Source organism: Carboxylicivirga marina (genome assembly GCF_016612505.1).
Lineage (GTDB): Bacteria > Bacteroidota > Bacteroidia > Bacteroidales > Marinilabiliaceae > Carboxylicivirga > Carboxylicivirga marina.
The window spans coordinates 1-24,590 of record NZ_JAENRR010000065.1 but is presented as its reverse complement, the minus strand read 5'-3'; the positions used below and the strand labels follow the sequence as shown (position 1 = coordinate 24,590).

The following is a 24,590-nucleotide window of genomic DNA, read 5'->3' as shown; positions in this document are numbered from 1 at the left end:
ACCTTAATGCAGCTAATAATAATGAAGCTGTTTGCTTAATCTAGAAGAATACAATAGTACGTGAGTAGTTACGAAATTAAAGCTGATAATAATAGTGAATCGGCTGATTATTATTGCGATTGCCCCTATGGTGGTGCAATATGTAAACATGTTGCTGCGGTTGCCCTGGCAATTAATGACGAGAAGACCATTACTATAACATCACATGAAGAAGTACCTGATGAAGAAAGTTGGGAACAATTAATCAAGGATGCAAAGCCCAAAGATTTGAGAAATTTCATGCTTGGCTTTGGCGTTAAGAATCAGGATTTCAGACTTCAAATTAAGCTTGCCTTTTTAAAGCCTTTATCTGTGGAGAATGCTGATAATATACCTTATTACCAGAGCCAGATAAACGGCATCTTTGATAATTACGATTACCGGGGATTCATTGACTATCGTAGCAGTTATAAAGCCATTAATGATGTTTCTAAATTTATGACAAAGGCTGATAATTTTTATTCAAAAGGCAACCTTAACGAAGCTTTTTGTATTTCGGCAGCCATTGCAATGGAAGGAGTAAAAGCTATCCAATACATGGATGATTCATCAGGCGAATGCGGTGGCGCAATCTATGAAGCATTCCAGGTTATCGAGAACATTCTCAATAATAACAAGCCTTCACATGAGTTGAAAGAACGAATTTTCAACTGGCTTTATGAGCAAGTGCAGAATTCTGATTACAGAAGTTATGGTGTTGGAGATAGTCTGGAGCCATTATTTTTTGATACAGCTGCATCTTTAAAACAAATGGATATTGCCTATGAGTTTATTGATGCTAAAATAATTGAGTTGGACAAGGAAGATGGCTGGAGCAAAAAGTATTATTTACAAAGCTATCTGGGGCAAAAGATTAATCTGTTGCAGTCTGAAGGTCGTACTGTTGAAGCCGACAATATCATTGATTCCTATCTGCATTTTGAGGAATTCAGACAAATAAGGGTGGCACAGGCTTTGTCAGCAAGTAATCCGGAAGAAGCTGAAAAGCTTATACTTGATGGAATAAAAATAGCACAACAAGATGATGCTCCCGGTACTGTTCATCAATGGAAAGACCAATTATTAGAGCTTTACAAGCAACAAAAGCAGGCCTTTAAGTACAATAAACTGGCAAGGGAACTCTTTGTTGAAAATACATCGGATATTAAATACTTTAAAGTTTATAAGCAGACTAGTCCAAAGGATAACTGGGAAGAGAAAAGAAATAAGCTCATTGCCGAACTGAATAACAAAAAACGAGGCTATTACGGTGGAATATCCTTAGATGATTTGGCAAAGATTTATATTGAAGAACAAATGATAGATGAACTCTTTGCAATTGTGAGTTCTTCAAACAGTATTCATACCATTATTAAATATACTAACCACTTAAAAGAGAAATTCCCTGCTGAATTGTTAGAATATTACAAAGCAGCCATTGAGATACAGGCAGAGCAAACTGGACGTAATGTCTATGTTTCCCTGGTGAAATACTTAAAACAAATGGCTAAACTTAAAGGCGGTTTACCTGCTGCTAAAGGTTTAAAGGTTTCATTATTGAATAACTACAAAAACCGTCCGGCAATGAAGGAAGAATTCTGGAAATTGAACTGGGATTAATCTATTAATACTTAATTAATGAGATTTACAGATAAGAAGATTGGTTAAATAACCCCGAAATTAATACCGATGTAAAGTCATTCAGAAATTCTTAAAACTCCTGATTTTTGTTACATTATTTTTACAACTCAATTTCTATATATGTCTGATTGTCAGTATATAGAAAATTCTGTATCGGTAAGTGAGTTTAAATAGTTGATATTCAGCTCTTAAGGTAATTTTGTATGTGTATCCAATAGGGATTAATAGGTTGATATACAGGGTTCTAATATTTTAAGTGATGTTTTTCATGGGAATATTTCTAATCTAGCTTGTTAAAGCTTAATTCTCAGCAAACCATCCCTTACTTATGAGCTATTCTACTTTATGTATTTGAAGAATATCAACATCCATATCTGCATCAAATTTTAGTTGAGACTTCCAGTGTTCTACCATCTTTTGATAATTCGTTTCTCCCACAAGATTTCTTAGCTTTTTGGTATAGATTTTTCTCCGTTCTTGGGCATACTTTTCTATAGCAGCCTCATTTTCGGTATTTTTTTTCCTGAAATCGACTATTTTTAATTGCATCTCTGTAAGCAGGTTCAATACTTCTTCTTCTTGTTTGTCTGTAAGATCACAAACTGTTTTCCAAACCTCAAAATATTTTTTAATTATAGGTTCATACCATACTTTATCTTGTGAAAAAGAAAATGTCGTGGTGATGCAGAGTATGAGTAATATTGTTAGTCTCATTATAAAAAATTAATATTGAAAACTTTAAGTAATAACTAGCTGAAGTGCCTTTCTTTAGTATGTAATGTGAATTATAATTTTTCGATAACATTTTCCATCTCTTCCAATGATTTACCTTTTGTTTCAGGTACCATTTTCCAAACAAAGATGGCTGATAGAATACTCATTATGCCATAAAACATATAAGTGATGCCACCGCTGAATTCCATCATTGCCGGATAGGTTGATGAAATAAAATAGTTGGCAGCCCACTGCGTAGCTACCGCAATGGCAATGGCTTTACCACGGATTTTATTTGGGAAAATCTCACCGATTAGTACCCAACAGATAGGTCCCCAACTCATCATAAAAGAAGCGGTGTAAACAATGATAAATATGAGCGTACTGATACCAATCACTTCGAAGAAGGATAGCGTGCCAATGGCGATCATGCCAACTGCCATGCCTATTGATCCGGTTATTAATAGCGGCTTACGTCCCCATTTGTCAACCGTAAGAATTGCAACGACAGTAAATATTACATTAACCAAACCCATAACGATGGTTTGTAACATGGAAGCATCTTTGGCCGCACCCATACTTTCAAAAATACGTGGTGCATAATACAGGGCTACATTAATGCCAACAAACTGTTGAAATACTGATAGTAAGATGCCAATGATGATCACTTTCTTTCCGAACGCAAAGATGCTTGATGAGGAAGCTGCTGTTTTTGCAACAGTTTCTTTAATATCATTTAATATGCTTTGGGCTTTATCAATGCCGTTAATACGTTCTAAAATACTTAAGGCCTTATCGTTATTGCCTTGCATGGCCAAATAACGTGGTGTTTCTGGTACAAACAATAAAAGAACGCCAAATAATCCGGCAGGTATAGCTTCAGACAGGAACATATAACGCCAGCCTGTTTCGTTAATCCATTCTATGGTCTGTCCTCTGGCGATCGACCAGTTAACGAAATAAACAACCAGCATACCAAAGATGATGGCGAACTGGTTAAACGAAATTAAGCGGCCACGTATATGAGCTGGTGCAATTTCGCTTATATACATTGGACTGATGGCTGATGCCAGACCAACACCAATACCGCCAATAATACGATAGAAGTTAAACATATATAATAAGCCCATGGTGGCTTTACCTGATTCGAAAAACAAGGTTTCTGGTTTACCTGAACCTAAGGCTGAAATGAAAAAAAGGATGGCTGCTACAATTAATGATTTCTTTCGCCCAAGTTGTGAAGCCAATAAGCCCGAAATGGCACCACCTATAATGCATCCGATTAATGCACTTGAAACGGTTGCTCCATGTGCAAATGAATTTAAATTGAGCCCCTTTATTAAAAAGGTCTGTATGGATTTTTCGGCTCCTGAAATAACAGCTGTATCATACCCGAAAAGCAAGCCTCCCAGGGTTGCTACCAATGTAAGAAGCATGATATAGCCTAAGTTCTGATTTTGATTCATAATTTCGGATTTAAACTGGTATAGTGTGCTAATATCAATATTAAATCAAACTGTGCCTTATAATTGCATTTTATTGCGTTGATGCTTCGTTATAAAAAATCAACAGAACTTCGGCTATGCCTCATTTTTATGCCTCGCCTAATCGCAAATATTTTGATATTATTTAAGTCGCACTTTGAAATAAAATTAGTATTTATTGCTCCACGCCTAGTTGAAAGTCCCGAAAGATGCTGGTTTGAAGACAGAACTACTATTGTGCTTTAATTTTTATGGATAATGCCGTTGCTGACACCTTCGTTAAAATATCAACAACGGTATGAGTTCTTTTTACATCTTTCGGGATACACAAACTAAATTAGATATACATGTTAATTAACTGCTCGTAGCGCTCTTGCTTACCACTGATCATTTCTGGTTCGCCAGCTTCTTTTGCAATTTTGCGTAAGTCTTCAAGTGTTAATCTACCAGCAGCAAACTCAGCCCCTTTACCACTTTCAAATGATGCGTAGCGTGCTGCTTTTTGCTGCAGGTAATAACTGTTGGTTAAAATGTCATCAGCTATTACAAGTGCACGGGCAAAAGTATCCATACCCGAAACGTGAGCAATGAAAATATCTTCAAGATCGGTTGAGTTACGACGGGTTTTGGCGTCGAAGTTAATACCACCACCTTGTAAACCACCAGCCTGAAGAATCACCAGCATGGCCTGTACCGTTTCAGGAATACTCGTTGGGAATTCATCGGTATCCCACCCATTCTGGTAGTCACCTTTGTTGGCGTCGATAGATCCCAGCATGCCCGCATCGGCAGCACACTGTAACTCGTGCTCAAAAGTATGCTGAGCCAAAGTAGCGTGGTTCACCTCAATGTTTAATTTAAAGTCTTTATCCAGGCCATGATGGCGTAAGAATCCAATGACTGTTTCAGCGTCCACATCATACTGGTGCTTTGCAGGCTCCATTGGCTTAGGCTCAATCAGGAAGTTACCTGTAAAACCATTTTTACGTGCATAGTCACGCGCCATTGTCAGAAATTGCGCCATATGCTCTTTTTCAGCTTTCATGTCGGTGTTAAGCAATGACATATAACCTTCGCGACCGCCCCAGAAAACATAGTTCTGACCACCCAATGCAATGGTCGTATCAATTGCATTCTTAACCTGTGTTGCAGCATGCGCTAAAGCTGTAAAATCAGGGTTAGTTGATGCACCATTCATATAGCGTGGGTTTGAGAAAACGTTAGCAGTTCCCCAAAGCAGGTTAACACCTGTTTCTTTTTGGTACTGTTGTGCGATAGGAATGATTTTACCTAATCGCTCTTCAATTTCAAAAGCTGTTCCGTCGCCCACCACATCGGTATCGTGGAAGCAATAGAAGGGCGCACCAATCTTTGTGAAGAATTCGAATGCTGCCTCCATCTTGTATTTAGCACGGTCCATTGCATCAGCACCCTTGTTCCATGGGAAAACTTGTGTTCCAGGACCAAATGGATCGCCACCGTCGCCGCAGAATGTGTGCCAGTATGCAATAGCGAAGCGCATATGCTCTTTCATTGTTTTTCCGGCAATTACTTGCTCTGGGTTGTACCATTTAAAAGCCAATGGATTTTTTGAATCTTTACCTTCATAAGCAATTTTTCCAATACCAGGAAAAAACTCGTTACCTGTTGCCATAATTTGTCATTTTATAATCAGAGGCTGATCCTTCTTAGTTTATAAGTTGTAATAGTTGATTTTCAGACCTCTGATGTTTTGATTAATGTTTTATATCAATTCTTGTTTCCAATTTTCATAAGCCACCTCCAGTGCATCAAGGTTTTCGGCAATTGGACGAATAACTTCTACTTTTTCCAAAGAAGAAAAGGCTTCTTCCAAGGATTTGTATAGACCGGCACCGTAGGCTGCTCCTCTTGCTGCCCCCAGGGCTCCATCTGTTTCGTATAATTCAATGGTTGAGCCTGAAATATCGGCCAATGTTTGGCGGAAGATAGGACTGAGGAACATGTTGGCTTTACCAGCTCGGATTACCTTTGTTTCAATACCCGTTTGTTCCATTACTTCCATGCCGTATTTAAAGCTAAAAGCGATGCCTTCTTGTGCGGCACGTAGTATATGTGCGCGGGTGTGTAAATTAAAATTCAGGTTCTTTAAGCTTGCTCCCGGATTTTCATTTTTCAAAACGCGTTCGGCACCATTACCAAAAGGAAAGACTAATAAGCCGTTACTGCCAGGTTCAACAGCCGAAGCCTCGTCATTCATCTGCACATAATCCAAATCAGCGGCTACGTTTTTACGCAGCCATGAGTTAAGGATACCCGTTCCGTTGATGCAAAGTAAAACACCTAAGCGCATGTCTATGTTGGTATGATTCACATGGGCAAAGGTATTCACATGTGAGGCCGGGTCATATTTTAATTGGTCGCTCACACCATAAACCACCCCCGATGTGCCTGCTGTAGCCGCTACTTCGCCTGGATTAAGTACATTCAGGCTTAAAGCGTTATTAGGCTGGTCGCCGGCACGATATGATATGGCAATGCCCGGTTCTAAATTCAGTTCTTTTGCCGTTTCAGAACTCAGTAAGCCTTGTATTTCAAATGTTTCTTTAATGGTTGGAATTAAATCTTCGCTGAAACCATAATGATCCAATAGCTCCTTTGAAACGCTTTGGGTTTTGAAGTCCCAGAAGATACCTTCTGACAAGCCGCCTTTTGTTGTCACCAGTTCACCCGTTAGTTTATAGGCAATGTAATCGCCCGGCAACATGATTTTATGGATTTTGGCAAAGGTACTCGGTTCATTTTCTTTCACCCACTTCAGCTTAGATGCGGTAAAGTTACCCGGTGAATTTAGCATGTGTGATAAACAATGTTCTTCACCAATTTCGTCAAAGGCTTTATTGCCATATTGGATTGCACGGCTGTCGCACCAGATAATAGCCGGACGTAATACTTCGCCGTTTTCATCAACGCTAACCAATCCGTGCATCTGATATGAGATGCCGATGGACTTAATAGCTGATTTATCAATTTTAGATGCTTCTAACACATCTTTTAATGCTAATTTAAGGTTGTTCCACCAGTCCGATGGGTTTTGTTCCGCCCATTCAGCATTTGGGCTGGAGATGGGCATTTCTTCTTTGGGATAGAAAGCTGAGTTGATAGCCTTTCCTGTTTTCACGTCAAGCAAAGCAACTTTTACCGATGAACTTCCTATGTCGAATCCTAATGAATACATATCTTCCTATTTGCGTACTGTTCTGTACTGGTATGGTGCAAATCTATAAAAAAAAAGAATCACCACTATAATGATTCTCTAAAAAATATTTGTGTTGGCACGCAATAGTCCATTTGTAAATCGCTAGAAGCAAAGGCTGCGGCCTTCTGTCCCATTAATTTAAAATCAGTGGAAATAACAGAAATCCCTTTATAAATGAATTTTTTCATGGGGGTTTCATTGTATGACAAAATACCAATATCGACGCCAGGTTCCAGTTTTCGTTCCTTACACTGTTCCAATATTTGTCCCAGCATGCGATCGCTAACACTAAAGTACATGTCGCCGGCTCTTACACTTAGTTCGTCTTCGTTTATTAAGCGAAAATGTTCATATCCCTTATTATTACAGTATTCCTGAAAGCGTTCGGCTGTAATGATGGGGTGGTTGGTGAAGGTTGGATACACCATAATTTTTCGCTTGTACCTGTTAATTAAGTGATCGGCCGCATGCAAGGCTTCAAATACAGGCTCGCTAAAATCCTGATAAAGCTTGTTGTTGAAGTTTTTAATGTTTGTATTCCAGTCGATTATTAGTGTTCTTTCAGGAGGAAGTGTGCTGACAATTTCGGCTACTTCTTCATGGTCGAACGGCATTACGATGTACTTGCTGTAACGACCCCGACTATCGGTTATTAGCTTTTTAAAAAGATCAATATTGTAGTGGTGAAAATGTACGTCAGCTATGGTGTCTTTATTCAGATTCTTAACGAATTCGCCATATAAAACTTCTTTATATGCTTTAAAGGTATCCAGAAAGAGGAAGACTTTGCGACTTTCTTTAGCAATGAAATAACCTTTGTTTGGTACGGATTCGATAACGCCTTGTTCCTTTAATAAGCCATAGGCTTTAAAAACTGTATCACGCGATAGTTTATAGGTTTTGCATATGGCATTGACAGAAGGAAGCTGGTCTCCTTCGTGCAGTTTATTTTCGGCTAGGGCATTGACAACTGAGTCAACCAATTGCTGAAATTTTGGTATTTCGCTTTGTGTATTAATATTGAATTGTAACATTCTTAAATCAACTTAAATGTTCTGTTCTGGTATGTGCAAAGGTATGTATTTATTGGTATAATGCACCATTATATATCCAAACGAAATGCCTAATTGATGCTTCGCAAACGAAATGAGAATAATTTGCTCATAGCAGTGTCAATGCTGAATATTAAAATATTGCGTCGTCAAAAGGTAAACATAAACTACAGGATAATTTTTTTTGAAGCGATTTTGTCGAGTACGATTATATATACTCCTTTACTTAAGTCGCCATGTTCAAATTGTGCTGAGGTTGCAGAATTATATTCTGAAGTTATCACTTTACATCCATCAATAGAATATACTTCCAGAAGTGAAAAAGGTTCAGAACTAATAAGCTTGTGGCTGTTGCCAATCTTGAAAGTATAAAAGTCAAACAGGTTTTTAACCTGAGTGTTTAAAATTGATGTAGAGACACTGTTAAGGACGCTACCTTCGCCAGTAGCAGGATCGATTGATTGAGTGCTGTCATCGTAATATACTTCAATATTATCAATTTCATACGAAGCACCAGCAGTGAGCAACCATAATTTAAATTGGAAATAACTGCTACTTACGTCATTATAGGTCAGAGTATGCGTTTCCCAGCTGTTGCTTATGTCAATTATTGGGTATTGTTTATTGTCGAAATCCAGCGTTAGTCTTAGTTGTGCCGTTGTGTTGGCTTTTGCATCAAATGTGACTACTATATTTTTATTGCTAAAACTAGATATTTTACTATTAAGAAAGCCAAGGTTGTAGAAATTGTTGCCTAATGAGTTAACGGTACTGGTAAGTATGTTGTCTGTAATTGCATATGTCATATCCCCACCATTATTTTCCCGAGGACTCCAGGTGCCACTCAGTGGAGCGTCGAAAAAGCCATTATCAATCAGGCTTATTCTATTTTCAAACGCAACAGAAATCTCTGGTGTGATGGCATAATTATTTTCATCCCACATCACTTTTAGTCTGTAATAATAAACTTTGCCACTGCTTATGCTGTTAATTGTAACTTCTTGCGTTTCAGTGGTGATGTGTCCGGGGAGGATTTCTATCGATTCTCCGTCGTCAATTCTTTCAAATAACTTTAGGGTTGTGGCATCTGAAATGTTATTAATCCTTAAGCTGACCGAATTATCACTTAGTGATATCACATCCAGGGAAGCCCCGTATTTTACACCTGTCCACCCAGCTTCCATTATTTCTTTCAGGGACGCCAATTCAGTGGCATATGAAGCATCTAGTACAACATTATTATATTCAACGCCTAAAGGATTATTGGCATCATACACTGTGTGGTCATATAACTCGCCTGCTGCCTTAAGCGTTCCATCGCTTGCACGATATTCGGTATAACGGAAATCTTCGGTTCTTATGCTGGTTCCCATATGTCCTCCATATCGTGGGTATTGAGTAAAAGAGGCTTGTTTCCAATCTGCATCAGGATTATCCAATAAACTGCTTAAACTTAAGCCATCGAGGTTGTCAGGATAATTGTTAATTTCCAGCAATTCCATGAGGGTTGGGTAGATATCAACAGATTCAACTGGGCGTCTGGAAGTGCCGGATGGCTTACCAGGTACATCAAACATAAACGGGATGCGAACATCTACTTCGAAGTTCGTATGCTTACACCAATCTCCGTATTCGCCAAGTTTATATCCATGATCGCTCCAGAATACTACAATGGTATTTTCTCTTAGTCCCAGGTCATCAAGTTTTTGTAATATTTTGCCAATTTGTACATCAACATAACTGACACAGGCCCAATATCCATGTTTTAGTTCACGCGTTAAGCTTTCATCAAGATCAGTTGGTATTTCTGGTATGCCAGTGTATTGGTTTCGTAATTCCTGCCACTGTGCTAATGATTGATCCCATATGTCATTTGGTTGATCCGTGCTAGCTAAAGGGATCGCATTTCTATCATATTGATCCCAATATTGTTTTGGACAAGTATATGGCAAATGAGGTTTCATAAAGCCAATTGCTAAAAAAAAGGTTTGATCTTTTATAGCATCTAATTTTGCTAAAACGGCATCTGCAATTTTGCCATCCGGATACGCACTATCAGCCACATCTGCTGATTCTGTTGGTGGGGTATCGCCGTTGTGGTCTAGTACATAATGACTGCCTACATTGCGCCATGGTGTTTCAGTCCATGCATTAGGATCATCATCACTATGATGATAAATTTTACCATATGAATACGTTTTGTATCCGGCATTTTTCAATGCATGAGGTAATGATATGATGTGTGAATGATTGGTTTTTAATTTATCTTCGAGATTATATAAGCCAGTTGTAGCAGGTCTTAATCCGGTTAGCATGCTAATGCGAGATGGTGTGCAAATAGCTTGTTGAGTTGCGGCATTTGTAAAAAGCATCGATTGACCGGCTAATGCATCAATGTTGGGAGTGTTTATTTGAGTGTTACCATAGCAGCCTAATTCTGGTCTTAAATCATCAACAGATATGAATAGTACATTTTTAGCATTTTGCGCATATACTGATGCTGCAAGTGTAATAAATAGTATAAAGGCAGTTTTTCTCATCTTTTGTAATTTGAATTCAAATAATTTGAGCCAAAAATTATTTGACTCGTAGTGAGTGTGTGCGTATTAAATACTTTCATATACGATGTGTTAATAGGAATCATTAATTTTTCATGTTAGAATACATCAAATATATGAAATAGTCAAAACGACTACAAGTATAGTTTGTTTTTTCATAAACTACAAATTCGTTGAAAAGATACAGGGAAAAAAACTAAATGGGTAAACGATTTATGGAGCCGTCAAATCTTATGGTTTTAACAAAAACTTACATTTATACATAGTTTTAATCAAAAAAAGCAAATTAAACTGTTCTGGTCTGGTATGGCACATAATGCACACAAATAGAGGGGTATAGGTGTGGTTGTTTGTTTATGGATTGAAAAATAACATGATAAAACTGCTATTTTACTTTCAATTTATACTAAAAGAATATATACTTGTAGTCAAAATGACAAAAAGATATGTCGCAGATTGCTTTAAAGAATGACAAAATGAATAAGATAATTACAACTTCTTTTTTGAGCGCTTTATTTATAATTACCATTTCGTGTGAATCACAAAAAGGAAAAACATTAAGCGAAGCTTTTAGTGATGATTATACGGTTGGAGCTGCTTTAAATGTACAATTGCTACAGGGAATAAATAAAAAGACAGACTCAATTGTCAGAAAACACTACAATTCTATAGTGGCTGAAAATTGTATGAAAAGTATGTTCATACAACCAGTTGAAGGAGAATTCGCATGGGTTGATGCCGACCGTTTTGTTGATTATGGCGAAAAAAATAATATGGAAATTGTTGGGCATACGCTAGTTTGGCATGCGATGGCGCCAGATTGGTTTTTTGTTGATAGTGTAGGGAATGATGTTTCACGAGATGTCTTGATTCAAAGGATGAAGACCCATATCGAAGCGGTTGTTGGTCGTTATAAGGGGCGCATTCATGGATGGGATGTGGTGAATGAGGCAATTGACGGGCCCGATGGCGTGCGCCAAAGTAAATGGCAAACAATTATAGGTGATGATTATATAGAGATGGCATTCAAAATGGCACACGAAGCAGATCCGGATGCGGAACTATATTACAATGATTACAGCATGTACGAGCCAAAAAGAAGGGAGGCTGGTTTGCGTATCGTAAAGAATCTTTTGGCAAAAGGAATTCGTATTGATGGTGTTGGTTTTCAGGCGCATTATGGTCTGGATGTGCCACTGGTTGAGGTGGAAAAGAGTATTGTTGCATTCGGAGAACTTGGATTAAAAGTGATGATTACGGAGTTGGATCTTTCAGCTCTTCCTTTTCCATCTGAAGAAGTGACGGCAGAAGTTAGTACAGATGTTGCATATCAGGAAAAGTTTAATCCATATAAGGAAGGATTACCAACGGATATAAAAAATAGATGGTCGCAAACCTATATTGATTTATTTAAATTATTTACGAAACATAGTAAATATATCTCTCGCGTTACTTTTTGGGGAGTTAACGATACGGAATCATGGAAAAATGATTGGCCAATAAAAGGTCGTACTGATTATCCATTGCTATTTGACAGAGCATATAAAGAAAAATCTGTTGTACAATCATTAGTACAATTGAGTTATAAAAATTAAGCTATCCAAGTGTTATGAAAATGTTTAAAATAAGTTTGTTTATCCTCTTGATAGGTGTAATGATGACATCATGTGATAAAGGGGGATTGCCTGAACCTGTTCAGGTTGGAGATGTAATACAGCCTGAAGAGTTAGCGCTTCTAAAAGAATTGTATTCGGAAGATTTTTTAATAGGAGTATCCCTGAATTCAAATTTTACCCAAAATGAAATTGAGGATAAGTCTTTAGGGTTAATTAAATCTCAATTTAATTCGGTGGTTGCCGGAAATACCATGAAGCCTGTTAATATTCAGCGAACAGAAGGTGATTTTTATTTCGATGAAGCTGATCATTTTATGAGTATTGGAGAGATGTATGATATGAAAATAATCGGGCATACACTTGTTTGGCATAATCAGGTTCCTGACTGGATGTTTGAAGATGAGCACGGCAATGAAGTTTCTCGTGAAGTATTACTTCAGCGTATGGAGACACACATAAATACATTAGTTGGACGGTATAAAGGTCGGATTCACGGATGGGATGTCGTTAACGAAGCTATAAATGGAGGTGCATATCGAGATACGCGTTGGTATTCCATTATTGGTGAAAATTATCTCGATTCAGCCTTTACTTACGCTCATCGTGCTGATCCTGATGCCGAATTATATTACAATGATTTTGGTATGCAAAATGAGAATAAACGATTAGCTGTTGTAAATATGGTGAAGCGTTTACAAGCTGCGGGAGTCCCGATTCATGGTATTGGCATGCAGGCACACTATACTCTTAATGTGGATGTGAATGAAGTAGAGAAGAGTATTATTGCCTTTTCTGAATTAGGAGTTAATGTTATGATTACTGAGTTGGACATTTCTGTTTTGCCATCGCCACCGGCATCTGATATAGGTGTTAAAGAAATTGGCAATGATCCTGCTTATGATGCTCAGTATAATCCTTATCCTGACGCCTTGCCTGAGGAGATTGAAACACAACAAGCTACAAAATATAGAGATCTTTTTAATGTTTTTCTTATGCACCGGGAACAAATCAGCCGTGTCACATTTTGGGGTTTAAACGATCTAGAGTCATGGAAGAATAATCACCCGATAAAGGGGCGTACCGATTATCCGTTGTTATTTGATCGTGACAATAATCCTAAAAAGGCTTTTTATGAGTTGGTTTCTCAAAAGAATTAGTCAGTTATAAAGCTAGGGACATAGTTATTGATAATAATTTATTAATCCATTAATATGAAAAAATCTAATTTGGGGTTGGCACATTATTTTGTGCGGATCTTTAATGTGCATAGAGTTAGAATAATTTGTCTGCTTACTATGTGTTGCGTATCCATTGCAGGCTTGGCAAAGCATCTGCCAAACGGAGGAGTGACTGGTGAAGGGAAATTGACTAACGCAATTATCGAAAAATCTTTTTCAAACGAAGTGATCCAGGCAAAGAAGACTGTTACAGGGAAAATCGTAGATGCCAATGGGGAGCCTTTGCCTGGTGTTACAATTTTAGAACAAGGTACAATGAATGGTACCATTTCTAATTTTGATGGTGAATATACACTACAGGTAGCCGATGAAAATGCAATGCTTGTTTTCAGTTTTATTGGTATGGAGGAACAAGTTTTACCGGTTAAAGGAGCTAGCACCATTAATGTTCTTTTAAAAGATGAAAGTATGACACTTGATGATGTAGTAGTTGTAGGATATGGTATTCAGAAGAAGCAAAGTGTTGTAGGAGCTATTACACAGGCAAAAGGAGAAACCTTATTAAAATCAGGAGGTGTTGCTACGGTAGGGGAAGCTCTGCAAGGCAAACTGCCTGGTGTAACCTCCATATTCTCAAACTCGGTTCCTGGTGAAAATGAGCCTCAAATATTTATCAGGGGGCAAAGTTCATGGAATGGTGGAACCCAACCTTTGATATTAGTCGATGGTATGGAACGTAGCATGAGCGATATTGACCTGAATGAGATTGAAAGTATGTCGGTGCTTAAGGATGCTTCGGCTACTGCTGTTTTTGGAGTAAAAGGGGGGAATGGTGTTATACTTATCACGACCAAAAGAGGACAGGAAGGTAAGGCAAAACTATCTGTCTCTGGAAATATGACTTTTAAGTCGGTCTCTAAATTGCCACAATCAGTTGATTCATATGATGGTATTATGATAGCCAATGAATCTATTACCCACGAAATGTTACATGAGCCTGGTTCATGGAACAACTATGTGCCGATGGAAATTGCTAATCGATATCGAAACTACTCAGATCCGTTAGATAAGTATATTTATCCCAATGTAGATTGGCAGGATATGATGCTAAAGGACTATGCAAAAGATTACAGAGCAAACCTTTCAGTAAGCGGTGGATCTAAAAAAGCACAGTATTTTGCAAACTTCACTTATCAACATGTTAGCGATATTTTTGATACAGATGCTTTTAGTAATGGAAGAGGGTATGAAAGCGCACACACATATGATCGTTTTAATTACAGAAGTAATCTTGATTTTAAGATAACGAATACCACTAAATTCTCGGTTAATCTTTCAGGTTTTTATGGATTGCAGAAAAAACCAGGAGGGGGATTGACTGAGATATTATTTGGACTATATTCTTTAGCTCCTGATATATATTATCCACAATATGATGATGGAAGTTATGGTATTTACCATAGCCCGGAGTATTGGTCAACGAATCCGGTTAAAGAACTAACATCACGAGGATTTGTAGAGAATAATAAATTTCAAATCAATAGTGATTTTGTGCTGGATCAAAAATTAGGATTTATAACTCAAGGCTTGAGTTTTAATGGAAGGTTGTCTTATGATAATAATTTTACAGCTCAAAAAAACGTCAATGATGAAGGAAATTACGGGACCTATGGAAATACCATCAATAAATATTATGACGAAAATGGTCAGGAAATATTTCTTTTAAGTGAAGGTGTTAATGAGTTTGATTTTGTCCAGGCACCCTGGAGTCAGGAAGCGTTGGATATATTAAACGGAAGCAGATCAACCCGTTTTAATTATCAGTTATCATTGAACTATAACAGAACATTTAGTGATAAACATGCTACAACTGCTTTATTTCTTTTTAAACGAGAAGAGTTTGTGCTTGGAAGTAGAATTCCAAATCGTCAGGAGGATTGGGTGAGTCGTGTAACATACAATTATGATTCACGCTACTTTGTTGATGTGAATGGCGCATATAACGGATCAAACAAATTTGGACCTGGTTACAGATTCGATTTCTTCCCATCAACAGCCCTGGGCTGGATGATTTCCAATGAATCATTTATGTCAGATTTTGATTGGCTGGATAAATTAAAGATAAGGGCATCCTATGGTAAAGTTGGAGATGACCAGATTGGAAGGTCAGTTTTCGATTATAGATGGTCTCATCTGTATCGTTATGGCTCTGGTGGTTATGCTTATTTAAACTCAGCTAACTTTGGAGCTACTCAACCCATATATAGCTTTTACTACGAGGATCAGGTTGGAAATGCAGATGTGCATTGGGAAACTTCCACAAAATCAAATGTTGGATTTGAATTATCGCTTCTTAAAAATATGTTTACCGTCGATTTCGATTATTTCACTGAAAACAGAGATGATATATTTGTAAAAGGTGAAGATCGTAGTGTCTCTGATATTTTTGGAGCCGAGGCGCCTCCTGCCAATACGGGTGAAACGGAAGTGAAAGGTTTTGAATTAGTATTGGGTGTAAATCATCAGTTTGTTAACGGTATTGGTGTTCGTGGTAATTTTTCTTTAACCCAGGCAAAAGATAAGGTTATTAGTCGCGAAGATCCTGAATTAACACCTGATTACCAAAAGCAGGCTGGTTATCCAATTGGTACATACACAACTCCAATACCTGGTGAGCTTCTTACTAGTCTCGATGAACTGTACACTTCTGTTCCATTAGAAGGAGGACAGAATTTCAGACGCCCAGGGTATTATAATTACCTCGATTATAACGGTGATGGATATTACAGTCGTCAATACGATAACGTGCCATATGGGTATACCAACAGACCTGAAAGAATTTGGACGGCCTCTTTAGGGACGTCATACAAAGGGTGGAATTTTTCAGTGGACTTTTATGGTACGCAAAATGCAACGCGATATTACGACACCCGAAACCTGGTGAAACAACAACATTTGTATTTTGAACATACATTGGACTACTGGTCATTGGATAATCCGAACGGGACAGAAGTGTTACAGCCTTATAGTTTAACGCAAGCAAACACTGATAATAGAGAGGATTTCTATGATGCCTCATTAGTACGTTTAAAAACCGTGGAGCTATCGTATACTGTTCCTAAAAAGCTGATTGAAAATATTGGGATTGATAACCTAAGGCTTTTTGTTAATGGAAACAACCTTTATTTATGGACTGATATGCCTGACGACAGGGAATTTAATGGAGGTAATATAGGACAAAGTTCATATCGAGGTAACTATCCTAATTTGAAAAGGATAAACGTGGGTTTTAATCTGAATTTTTAAATTAGAAATCATGGAAAAAAATATTAAATATATATTATTTGCAGTGGTAGTCTTGTTTTTAACTGCCTGTGAAGATTATCTGGACTTAGCTCCTGAAAATGATTTAAGTCTTGAAGAAGTATTTCAGGATTTTCAAAATGCACAGGGTTGGATGGATGAATGCTACATGTATGTAGTAGATTATGCTCAAAAATCTCATTGGAACTCCTGTTTTAATCTTGGTGATGATGCTTATTGTAATAATACCTGGATTTATTCCACTGAAATGGAAAAAGGTAATTTTGCAATATGGCCCAATAATAATTTCAATTACTTTACCGAACCTGGAGGAGGTTCAACAACGGCTTTTAATGCTAAAGACAGACCAGGTATCTGGCAGGGGTGGGAAGCTATCCGTAAAGCTAACATTGCCATTGAAAGCATCGAAGAAAAAGGTTGGATGATTAATGCATCTGAAGCAGAGAAGGATGCTGTTTTGGGGCAGGCCTATTTCTTCAGAGCTTTCTTTCATATGGAAATTATGAAGTTTTGGGGGAGGATTCCTTATGTAGATGTTGTACTGACAGGTGAAGAATTTAAGAATTATAAAAGACCTGATACCTATAAGGAATGTGCCTTAAAAGCAGATCAGGATTTAGCAAGGGCGGCTGAATTGTTGCCTGTGGATTGGGATAATCATGAAGCTGGAGATAAAACGCAAGGCCAGAATAAAGGAAGAGTTACTAAAGGTGCTGCATATGCTTTTAAGGGTAAGAACTTATTACTTGCTGCCAGTCCTTTAATGCGCGAGTCACGAGATACTTATGATTACGATCAGGAGCTTTGCGCAATGGCAGTGGAAAGCTTTAGCGAAGTACTAAAACTGGGTGACCAGGGGGTATATACTTTGGAATCATTCGATAATTATGAGGCTGTATTTTATACGGAGGGTGGTAACCCAAGAGTATGGCCTGGTGGTACTGAATTTATTTTTAGCGGTCCAACCAACGGTTCAGCATACGGGGTGAGGCAAATGTCTGGTGTTTATCAGCTTACAGCTTATGGTGGCTCCGGTGGATGGTCTGTTAGCCCAACTCATAATTATGTACAAAAGAATTTTGGTATGATAGATGGACTGTCATGCGAGGATAGCCCCTTGCATAATCCATTGAAACCTTTTGAAAATAGAGATGCACGCTTTTATAAATGGCTTGTAATAGATGGAGATCAGATTTCTGTTAAGAATAATACCAGGATTGCGAATCTTTATGTTGGTGGTAATGGCCGGTTCAATGGAGGTGATAAAAATACTTCCTATACCGGTTATATCATTAAAAAGTGGTATCCGCTTAGTTTTAATAGTGTTGATAAGAATCAGAATTTCTCAGCCTACCGTTTGCATATGCGATTAACCGATGTGTATTTAATGTATGCTGAGGCGGCTTTGATGGCTCACGGTATTAGTGTCAATGCACCAAATTATTCATTGTCAGCTGAAGGAGCTATTAATGCCCTTCGCGACAGAGCAGGGATACCTCATGTAGCTAATCGTTATAAGGCAAGTGTAAACAGTTTTATGGATGAGGTTCGAAGAGAACGTGCCGTTGAACTTAGCTGGGAAGGACACCGATGGGTTGATATCAGAAGATGGAGTTTGGCAGATTTGGATGAGTATAAAGTTAAAACCGAACTTAGGTTTGATAAGGATCATACTTATTTCGAAGAAGCAGTTCTATTAACGAGAGTGTGTGAATATCCAAAGCACTTCTGGTTACCGTTTGAAAAAAGTCAAACAGAGATATATAAAGGATTTGAACAAAATCCGGGATGGTAATAATCTGTTAATGATAAGTAATGAAAAATAGTATTATAAATATGCGTTTGCTCCTATTGTTAATGGGTGTTTTCGGATGCCTTAATGTAGCAATTTCGCAATCAAAGGAAACAGTTGTTTCCGGAATAATTGTAAGTGAAGATAAACAGCCTATAGAGGGTGTTACAATCTATGGTCCAAATATAAAACATGTCACTACCAATGAGCAAGGTGAATTTGAGTTTAAAATTAACCTAAGTTCCGGAGTAATGTTTGAAAAAGAAGGTTATGAACCTTTGATGATGAATGGGAGTGAAGTTGCAGGTGAAATTGTAATGCATAAGGCAGAGTTTCTAATGTCTGCAAAAGATGAAGTTAACCTGGGATTTTCAACGAAGAAAAAGAAAGAGATTGTAGGTTCAGTAGCTTCTGTCAAACCAGCCGATTTTTTGACATATGATAATACACAGTGGGTAAGATCTGCCATAGAGGGACGTATGCTGGGTGTTAAGGGGAGCGCCAATATTCGTGGTATTGGTGATGCAATGGTTGTTATTGACGGTATTCCTGGTCGAAACATGGACTATTTGAATATGGATGAAGTTGATGAGATAACCATATTGAAGGATGCAAATGCGGTAGCCTTGTATGGAACACAGGCACGAAATGGTGTTATCGTTATTACCACTAAAAAAGGTGAGTTATATAAAAATGATGCTCAGGTAAATATAAACTACTCTTTTAAAGAACCGATTGCTCTGCCGCAGTATTTAGGAGCTGTGGAGTATATGGAGTTATATAATGTTGCCCGAACGAATGATGGAGAATTGCCATTATACGAATCAACATTAATTGAGGCATATAAAAACCAAAATAACCCGTACAAATATCCTGATGTAGATTTGTATTCAAATGATTATTTAAGGTCGTCAACGTACGCTCTGGATGTAGTAACTCAGTTTTCTGGAGGGAACGACAAGTTATTATACTATGTTAATTTGGGATGGAATAGGGATGGAACGCTGGAAAAGTTGAATGCAGATGCCAGTAAGGGTAACAATCGATTTAATGTGAGAGGTAACATTGATTTTAAGATAAACAGTTTCATTAAAAGTAGTATTGGTGTCTTGTCTGTTATCAATGTCAATCAAGTTGCCAATCAAAGTGTTTATTCTGTAGGAACGAGTCTTAAACCCAACGATTATGCACCTTTTATTCCTGCATCGTTGGTTAATACCGTTGATTACCCAGAGCTGGAAAGTGAGTTGGCTGCAGCAAATCTTTATGAGGGTTATTTATTAACCACTTCACTGGCCAGTGGATTGAATGCGCCTGTTGCAGATATGATTGCTGGTGGCGATAAAAGGTATATCAACCAAACCAGTCAGTTTAATAATAGTATTGATTTTGATTTAAGTGGCATTACCGATGGGCTTTCGGCAAAAACCTATCTAAGTTTTGACTTTTATGATGCTTCTACTAAATCCCGGAAAAATGAATATAAAGTATATTACCCTACTTGGTTAGAGAATGAAATTGTTGGTCTGGATACCTACGGAATAGATAAAAAGGATTTAACAGAGAATGTGTCTACCAGGGACTTTGTTTCAAGAGCTGGTTTTTATGGGCAGTTAAATTACATCAAGGATATAGGTGTAAATCATCATTTGGATGCTACCCTATTAGGATATGCAAACAATACGTCTGTTAATGGTGAAATACAGGATGAAAAAAATGCACATGCTGGTATGCATTTGGGGTATAGGTATAAGCAGAAGTTGTTGGTTGATTTTAATGGCAATTACGCTAATTCAATTAAGTTTAAAGAAGGTAAGAAGGGAGCTTTCTCACCAACCTTGGGGGTGGCATATGTATTATCAGAAGAGGCTTTTTTATCGAATAGTGAAGTATTAAATTACCTAAAAATCAGAGGTTCTGCCGGTATGATACATAGTGATATGGGAATTAGTGATTACTTCTTATATCAAACAATATATGGTCAGGGTGCAACTTTTGGCTGGGATGATGGTAACAGAAGTAATCGAGTGACACAGCTATCACAGGTTGGAAATCCTGATATAGGCTATGAGAAACGGAATGATATTAATCTGGGTTTTGAGGCTTTAATGTTAAAGTCACTATGGATGGAATTTAATGCTTTTAGTTCAGAAATAGTTGATCAGGTTGATGTACTGGTCAATCAATATCCATCTTTTTATTCGTCTTTTAGACCTAGTTCCAATTTTAATGAAGATAAGTACAGTGGATTTGAACTAGGAATGAATTACTCAAAATCATTTGGTGATTTTAAAGCAAATATAGGTGGTAACTTGTTGTATACGAAGTCAGAAAAAACTAAACGCGATGAAGTATATGAATTTAACTATGAAAGAAGACAAGGAACCTCTGTAGAAGCATATTGGGGCTTAATGGCAGATGGTTTTTATGGGGTGAATGACTTTGATGCGAATGGGGAATTACGTGAAGGTATTCCATCTTCCAGTTGGACTGAGGTAATGCCTGGAGATATCAGATATGTTGATAATAACAATGATGGTACGATAGATAGTAATGATAGAGAAGTGATTGGTAATTGGACGAATCCATTTAGTTATGGTCTTACACTTAATCTTAGCTATAAATCATTTAATCTCTTTGTTTTAGGTACTGGCCAAACAGGCGGAGAGGGGAATTTATCAAATAATTACTACCGGGTCGATGGGAGTGATAAATATTCCGAAATCGTTAGGGGGCATTGGACACCCGAAACGGCTGATATAGCAAGCTATCCTCGTTTGTCATCTAAAAAAGATAACCATAATTTTCAGAATTCTTCATTCTGGTTATATGATAACTCTTATTTTAAGATAAACAGAGCACAACTAACATACGAGTTCAATAAGAAAGTTTGTAGCAAATTAGGATTGAAAAAGTTGAGTATGAATGTTTCTGCTACAAATCTCTTGCATTTATCTAAAAGCAAGGATATTCGGGAGTTAAATATTGGCTCCACACCTCAGTATCGTCATTTTTCTGCAGGTTTGAGAACTACATTTTAAGTTTGAAATATAAATAGATAACAATGAAAAAGTTATATAGATATATAGGTGTTTTAACGATTGGGCTTTTCTTAGGCTCATGTAATGATTTTCTTGAATCTGTAGATGAAAATCTTCTTTCTGAGGAGTATCTAATGGAAGATCCTGCATATGCCGAAGGCGTGTTGCTAAACGCATATAAAAGTGTTATATCATCTACGTCATTCTCCGAAGTCGCTACAGATGATGCTGTTCATAATCAGTTGGGAAATGGATATCGAAATATTGCAACCGGTCAATTAAGTAGTACCAATAATGCAGCCAGCAGGTGGGGTAAGTACGAGTCTGTTTTTTATATCAATAAGTTCTTACCAACTGTTGATGTTGTTCAGTGGAGCATGAATGAGGAGATTAATGAGTTATTTCAATTCAGGTTAAAGGGAGAGGCCTTAGCTTTGCGGGCCCTTCATCATTTTTACGTTTTAGAGGGGCATGCCGGTTATGGTGATAACTCTGGTCAGCTACTTGGTATTCCCTATTACACTGAATTTGTTGAAGCGGACGGTAACTTTAACGTTCCAAGACTAACATTTACGGAGACAATAGATGAAATTATAGCTGATCTGGATGAAGCGATTGAACTACTTCCAATGGACTATTCAGATTCGGATTCAGATATTCCATTAAAATATCAGTCATACGATCCTAATAACTATAGACAGGTTATGGGGGCGCAAAATACCTTAAGAATGACAGGTAGAATAGCAAAGGCCATTAAGGCTCGTGTTGCGCTTTTTGCTGCCAGTCCCGCCTATTTAAATGGTGGTGGTTATTACGAGATAGCGGCCCAAATAGCCGCAGAACTGATTAATGATATGGGGGGAGTTACTGCATTAGATCCGAATGGAATTGAGTTTTATAACGAAGATAGTGATGCAGACTTAGATGAACTATTATGGAGGGCTTCCGTATATAGTGGTTCGTCGCTTGAGAGTAATAATTTTCCTCCTTCTTTAAATGGAAATGGGCATGTCAATCCATCTGAAAATTTGGTGCGTTCCTTCCCTATGCTAGATGGTTTTCCGATTGATGATAGTAATGGAATTTATACCTATAGTATCAATACACCTTACGTCAATAGAGATCCTCGATTAGAAAAGTATATATTGTATAACAACGGTAGAATTGGAAATAATACCATCATGACCGGTTATGGAGCCGGTATAGACCGGGTAGATTCAGTGATGGAGAAATCTACGAGGAGCGGGTATTATCTTAAGAAAATGTTACGCCCGGATGTAAAAATTAATAATGATGGAAGTATTATAGCACAGAAAAGGTTTAATAGCTATTTCAGATATACCGAGCTATTTTTAATTTTGGCGGAGGCAGCCAATGAAATTGGCGGCAAAGATTATGCTGTGGATGGAATTACACCGAATGATGTGATACTGGCATTACGCAATCGGGCTGGCATTGAAAATCCTGAAAATTATCTCTCGAGCATCGGATCACCTGAAGAAATGCGTGAAGTGATCCGTAACGAACGTCGCCTTGAACTTTGCTTTGAAGGTTTTCGATTTTGGGATTTAAGAAGATGGAAAGACGATTTGTCAGAAAGTGCCAATGGATTGTATTACAATGGGACAACATACGAGGACTTATTAGATGTTGAAGCAAGGATTTATCCCGATTATGGACATTATATGCCTATTCCTGATGCTGATGTAAGAAGATTCTCAAATATTGAGCAAAATACAGGTTGGTAAAATATTTTAAAGAGTAAATGATGGACAAGATTAAATATATAGTGGTGATATTCATTCTGTTAGGAGTGTGGTCATGTAAAAACGAAGACAAGGATTTTGGAGACTTTGATTATACGACGTGTTACTTTCCATTTCAGTCGCCAGTGCGGAACTTAACACTTGGTAAATACGATCAGGGTTCAAACGAAAATGATAACAATCATCGATTTGAAATTGGCGTCATATTAGGGGGGGTATACAGTAATAATGTCAACAGAAGTGTATACTATGAAGTTGATAATAGTTTACTTGATAATGTGGATTTGGTGCAAGCCTTGCCAGGTAGCTATTATGAGATTTTAAACGCCAGCCCTATTACAATTCCATCGGGCGACACCAAAGGCATAATGACGATTCAGTTGACAGAGGCGTTTTTTGATGATCCGCTATCGATATCGCCCGAAAAGGGAATGGTCAACTATGTTATTCCTGTTGCTATTACTGAAGTGGCTAATATTGATTCTGTATTAACCGGAGTGGTTGCTTCTGGTGTTGCTAATCCATCTCTTACTAATGCAGAAGATTGGGAAGTATTACCTAAAAACTATACCCTTTTTGGAATAAAATACATTAATAAGTACCATGGTCATTATTTGCGTCGTGGTGCCGATGTAATGAATAATGGGGCGGAAACAGTTGAAACGGTATACAGAGATGAATATGTTGAAAGAGACGAATTGGTTTTGGTGACTACTTCGGCGAAAAATAAAGTGACATTAACAAACCGTGTTCGAAGGGGGGATTTGGCGAGCCCGGCCGATGTGGTAATGGAATTATCTTTCGATGATAATAATGAGTGCGTCATCTCAAGCGCTGTTGGAGATAATTATAATGTTTCCGGAACAGGAAAACTGGTAGGAAACGGTGATAGCTGGGGCGGTAAAGAACGAGATGTTATTTATCTGGATTATAATTACCTGGATGCCACGAATAATGAAACGCATGAGGTGAAAGATACTTTGGTAATAAGAGATCGGGATGTCGTTTTTGAGGAGTTTACGATAACACAAAAACCATTGTAAGACAAACATATTTCTTAATAGAGCCCGGATCGACGAACTCCGGGCTTTATTAATTAGTTAATCCTTAACAACATCATAAGTCATTAGTTATCAACAATAAATGTGAATAACTAATGGCTTTTAAG

14 protein-coding genes are annotated in these 24,590 nt (G+C 37.7%); 8 read left to right on the top strand and 6 right to left on the bottom strand.

Translation table 11 applies throughout. The features are described from left to right. Positions 1-60 precede the first annotated feature (60 nt). Entirely contained in the window at positions 61-1,638 is a 1,578-nt protein-coding gene (locus JIV24_RS18725) for an SWIM zinc finger family protein (protein ID WP_200466609.1), read from the top strand. A 354-nt stretch (positions 1,639-1,992) separates the two neighbouring features. Here the strand turns inward: JIV24_RS18725 and JIV24_RS18720 are convergent, their stop codons facing one another. The 6 genes from JIV24_RS18720 to JIV24_RS18695 all read right to left on the bottom strand — a co-directional run bounded on the left by JIV24_RS18720 (position 1,993) and on the right by JIV24_RS18695 (position 10,687). Continuing rightward, positions 1,993-2,373, bottom strand: coding sequence for a hypothetical protein (locus tag JIV24_RS18720; RefSeq protein WP_200466608.1), 381 nt, complete (start codon positions 2,371-2,373; stop codon positions 1,993-1,995). Positions 2,374-2,444: 71 nt separating this feature from the next. Beyond that, on the bottom strand, positions 2,445-3,839 hold the full coding sequence (xylE, locus tag JIV24_RS18715) for a D-xylose transporter XylE (RefSeq protein ID WP_200466607.1): 1,395 nt from the start codon (positions 3,837-3,839) through the stop codon (positions 2,445-2,447). A 355-nt stretch (positions 3,840-4,194) separates the two neighbouring features. Further along, the gene (gene xylA, locus JIV24_RS18710) at positions 4,195-5,511 is read right to left on the bottom strand and encodes a xylose isomerase (RefSeq protein ID WP_200466606.1); all 1,317 of its coding nucleotides are present in this window, start codon (positions 5,509-5,511) and stop codon (positions 4,195-4,197) included. A gap of 90 nt (positions 5,512-5,601) precedes the next feature. After that, positions 5,602-7,074 carry a xylulokinase gene (locus JIV24_RS18705; protein WP_200466605.1) on the bottom strand — a complete coding sequence of 491 codons (1,473 nt, stop codon included), beginning with the start codon at positions 7,072-7,074 and terminating at the stop codon, positions 5,602-5,604. 65 nt (positions 7,075-7,139) lie between these two features. Next, on the bottom strand, positions 7,140-8,129 hold the full coding sequence (locus JIV24_RS18700) for a GntR family transcriptional regulator (RefSeq protein WP_200466604.1): 990 nt from the start codon (positions 8,127-8,129) through the stop codon (positions 7,140-7,142). Between the two features lie 185 nt (positions 8,130-8,314). Continuing rightward, positions 8,315-10,687, bottom strand: a complete 2,373-nt coding sequence (locus JIV24_RS18695; RefSeq protein ID WP_200466603.1) for a sulfatase — start codon at positions 10,685-10,687, stop codon at positions 8,315-8,317. 494 nt (positions 10,688-11,181) lie between these two features. Here JIV24_RS18695 and JIV24_RS18690 point away from each other — a divergent pair, with 494 nt between their 5' ends. The 7 genes from JIV24_RS18690 to JIV24_RS18660 are packed head-to-tail and all read left to right on the top strand — an operon-like array spanning position 11,182 to position 24,465. Then, positions 11,182-12,300, top strand: a complete 1,119-nt coding sequence (locus tag JIV24_RS18690) for an endo-1,4-beta-xylanase (protein WP_234445880.1) — start codon at positions 11,182-11,184, stop codon at positions 12,298-12,300. Positions 12,301-12,320: 20 nt separating this feature from the next. Beyond that, positions 12,321-13,478, top strand: a complete 1,158-nt coding sequence (locus JIV24_RS18685; RefSeq protein ID WP_200466601.1) for an endo-1,4-beta-xylanase — start codon at positions 12,321-12,323, stop codon at positions 13,476-13,478. Between the two features lie 54 nt (positions 13,479-13,532). Then, a complete protein-coding gene (locus tag JIV24_RS18680) occupies positions 13,533-16,805 on the top strand; it encodes a SusC/RagA family TonB-linked outer membrane protein (protein ID WP_200466600.1) in 3,273 nt (1,090 codons plus the stop codon). 10 nt (positions 16,806-16,815) lie between these two features. Next, positions 16,816-18,618 (top strand): RagB/SusD family nutrient uptake outer membrane protein, encoded by a 1,803-nt coding sequence (locus JIV24_RS18675; protein ID WP_200466599.1) that lies wholly within the window; start codon positions 16,816-16,818, stop codon positions 18,616-18,618. A 20-nt stretch (positions 18,619-18,638) separates the two neighbouring features. Continuing rightward, the gene (locus JIV24_RS18670; protein WP_200466598.1) at positions 18,639-21,656 is read left to right on the top strand and encodes a SusC/RagA family TonB-linked outer membrane protein; all 3,018 of its coding nucleotides are present in this window, start codon (positions 18,639-18,641) and stop codon (positions 21,654-21,656) included. A 23-nt stretch (positions 21,657-21,679) separates the two neighbouring features. Further along, positions 21,680-23,404: a RagB/SusD family nutrient uptake outer membrane protein gene (locus JIV24_RS18665; protein ID WP_200466597.1), complete on the top strand. Its 1,725-nt coding sequence runs from the start codon at positions 21,680-21,682 to the stop codon at positions 23,402-23,404. Positions 23,405-23,424: 20 nt separating this feature from the next. Then, positions 23,425-24,465 (top strand): DUF5627 domain-containing protein, encoded by a 1,041-nt coding sequence (locus tag JIV24_RS18660; protein ID WP_200466596.1) that lies wholly within the window; start codon positions 23,425-23,427, stop codon positions 24,463-24,465. Positions 24,466-24,590: the final 125 nt, after the last annotated feature.

Excerpts from the sequence above, each read along its gene's own strand:
- JIV24_RS18720 (WP_200466608.1), bottom strand. The coding sequence starts at position 2,373 with ATGAGACTAACAATATTACTCATACTCTGCATCACCACGACATTTTCT.
- xylE (WP_200466607.1), bottom strand. The coding sequence starts at position 3,839 with ATGAATCAAAATCAGAACTTAGGCTATATCATGCTTCTTACATTGGTA.
- xylA (WP_200466606.1), bottom strand. The coding sequence starts at position 5,511 with ATGGCAACAGGTAACGAGTTTTTTCCTGGTATTGGAAAAATTGCTTAT.
- JIV24_RS18705 (WP_200466605.1), bottom strand. The coding sequence starts at position 7,074 with ATGTATTCATTAGGATTCGACATAGGAAGTTCATCGGTAAAAGTTGCT.
- JIV24_RS18700 (WP_200466604.1), bottom strand. The coding sequence starts at position 8,129 with ATGTTACAATTCAATATTAATACACAAAGCGAAATACCAAAATTTCAG.
- JIV24_RS18695 (WP_200466603.1), bottom strand. The coding sequence starts at position 10,687 with ATGAGAAAAACTGCCTTTATACTATTTATTACACTTGCAGCATCAGTA.
- JIV24_RS18690 (WP_234445880.1), top strand. The coding sequence starts at position 11,182 with ATGAATAAGATAATTACAACTTCTTTTTTGAGCGCTTTATTTATAATT.
- JIV24_RS18685 (WP_200466601.1), top strand. The coding sequence starts at position 12,321 with ATGTTTAAAATAAGTTTGTTTATCCTCTTGATAGGTGTAATGATGACA.
- JIV24_RS18680 (WP_200466600.1), top strand. The coding sequence starts at position 13,533 with ATGAAAAAATCTAATTTGGGGTTGGCACATTATTTTGTGCGGATCTTT.
- JIV24_RS18675 (WP_200466599.1), top strand. The coding sequence starts at position 16,816 with ATGGAAAAAAATATTAAATATATATTATTTGCAGTGGTAGTCTTGTTT.
- JIV24_RS18670 (WP_200466598.1), top strand. The coding sequence starts at position 18,639 with ATGAAAAATAGTATTATAAATATGCGTTTGCTCCTATTGTTAATGGGT.
- JIV24_RS18665 (WP_200466597.1), top strand. The coding sequence starts at position 21,680 with ATGAAAAAGTTATATAGATATATAGGTGTTTTAACGATTGGGCTTTTC.
- JIV24_RS18660 (WP_200466596.1), top strand. The coding sequence starts at position 23,425 with ATGGACAAGATTAAATATATAGTGGTGATATTCATTCTGTTAGGAGTG.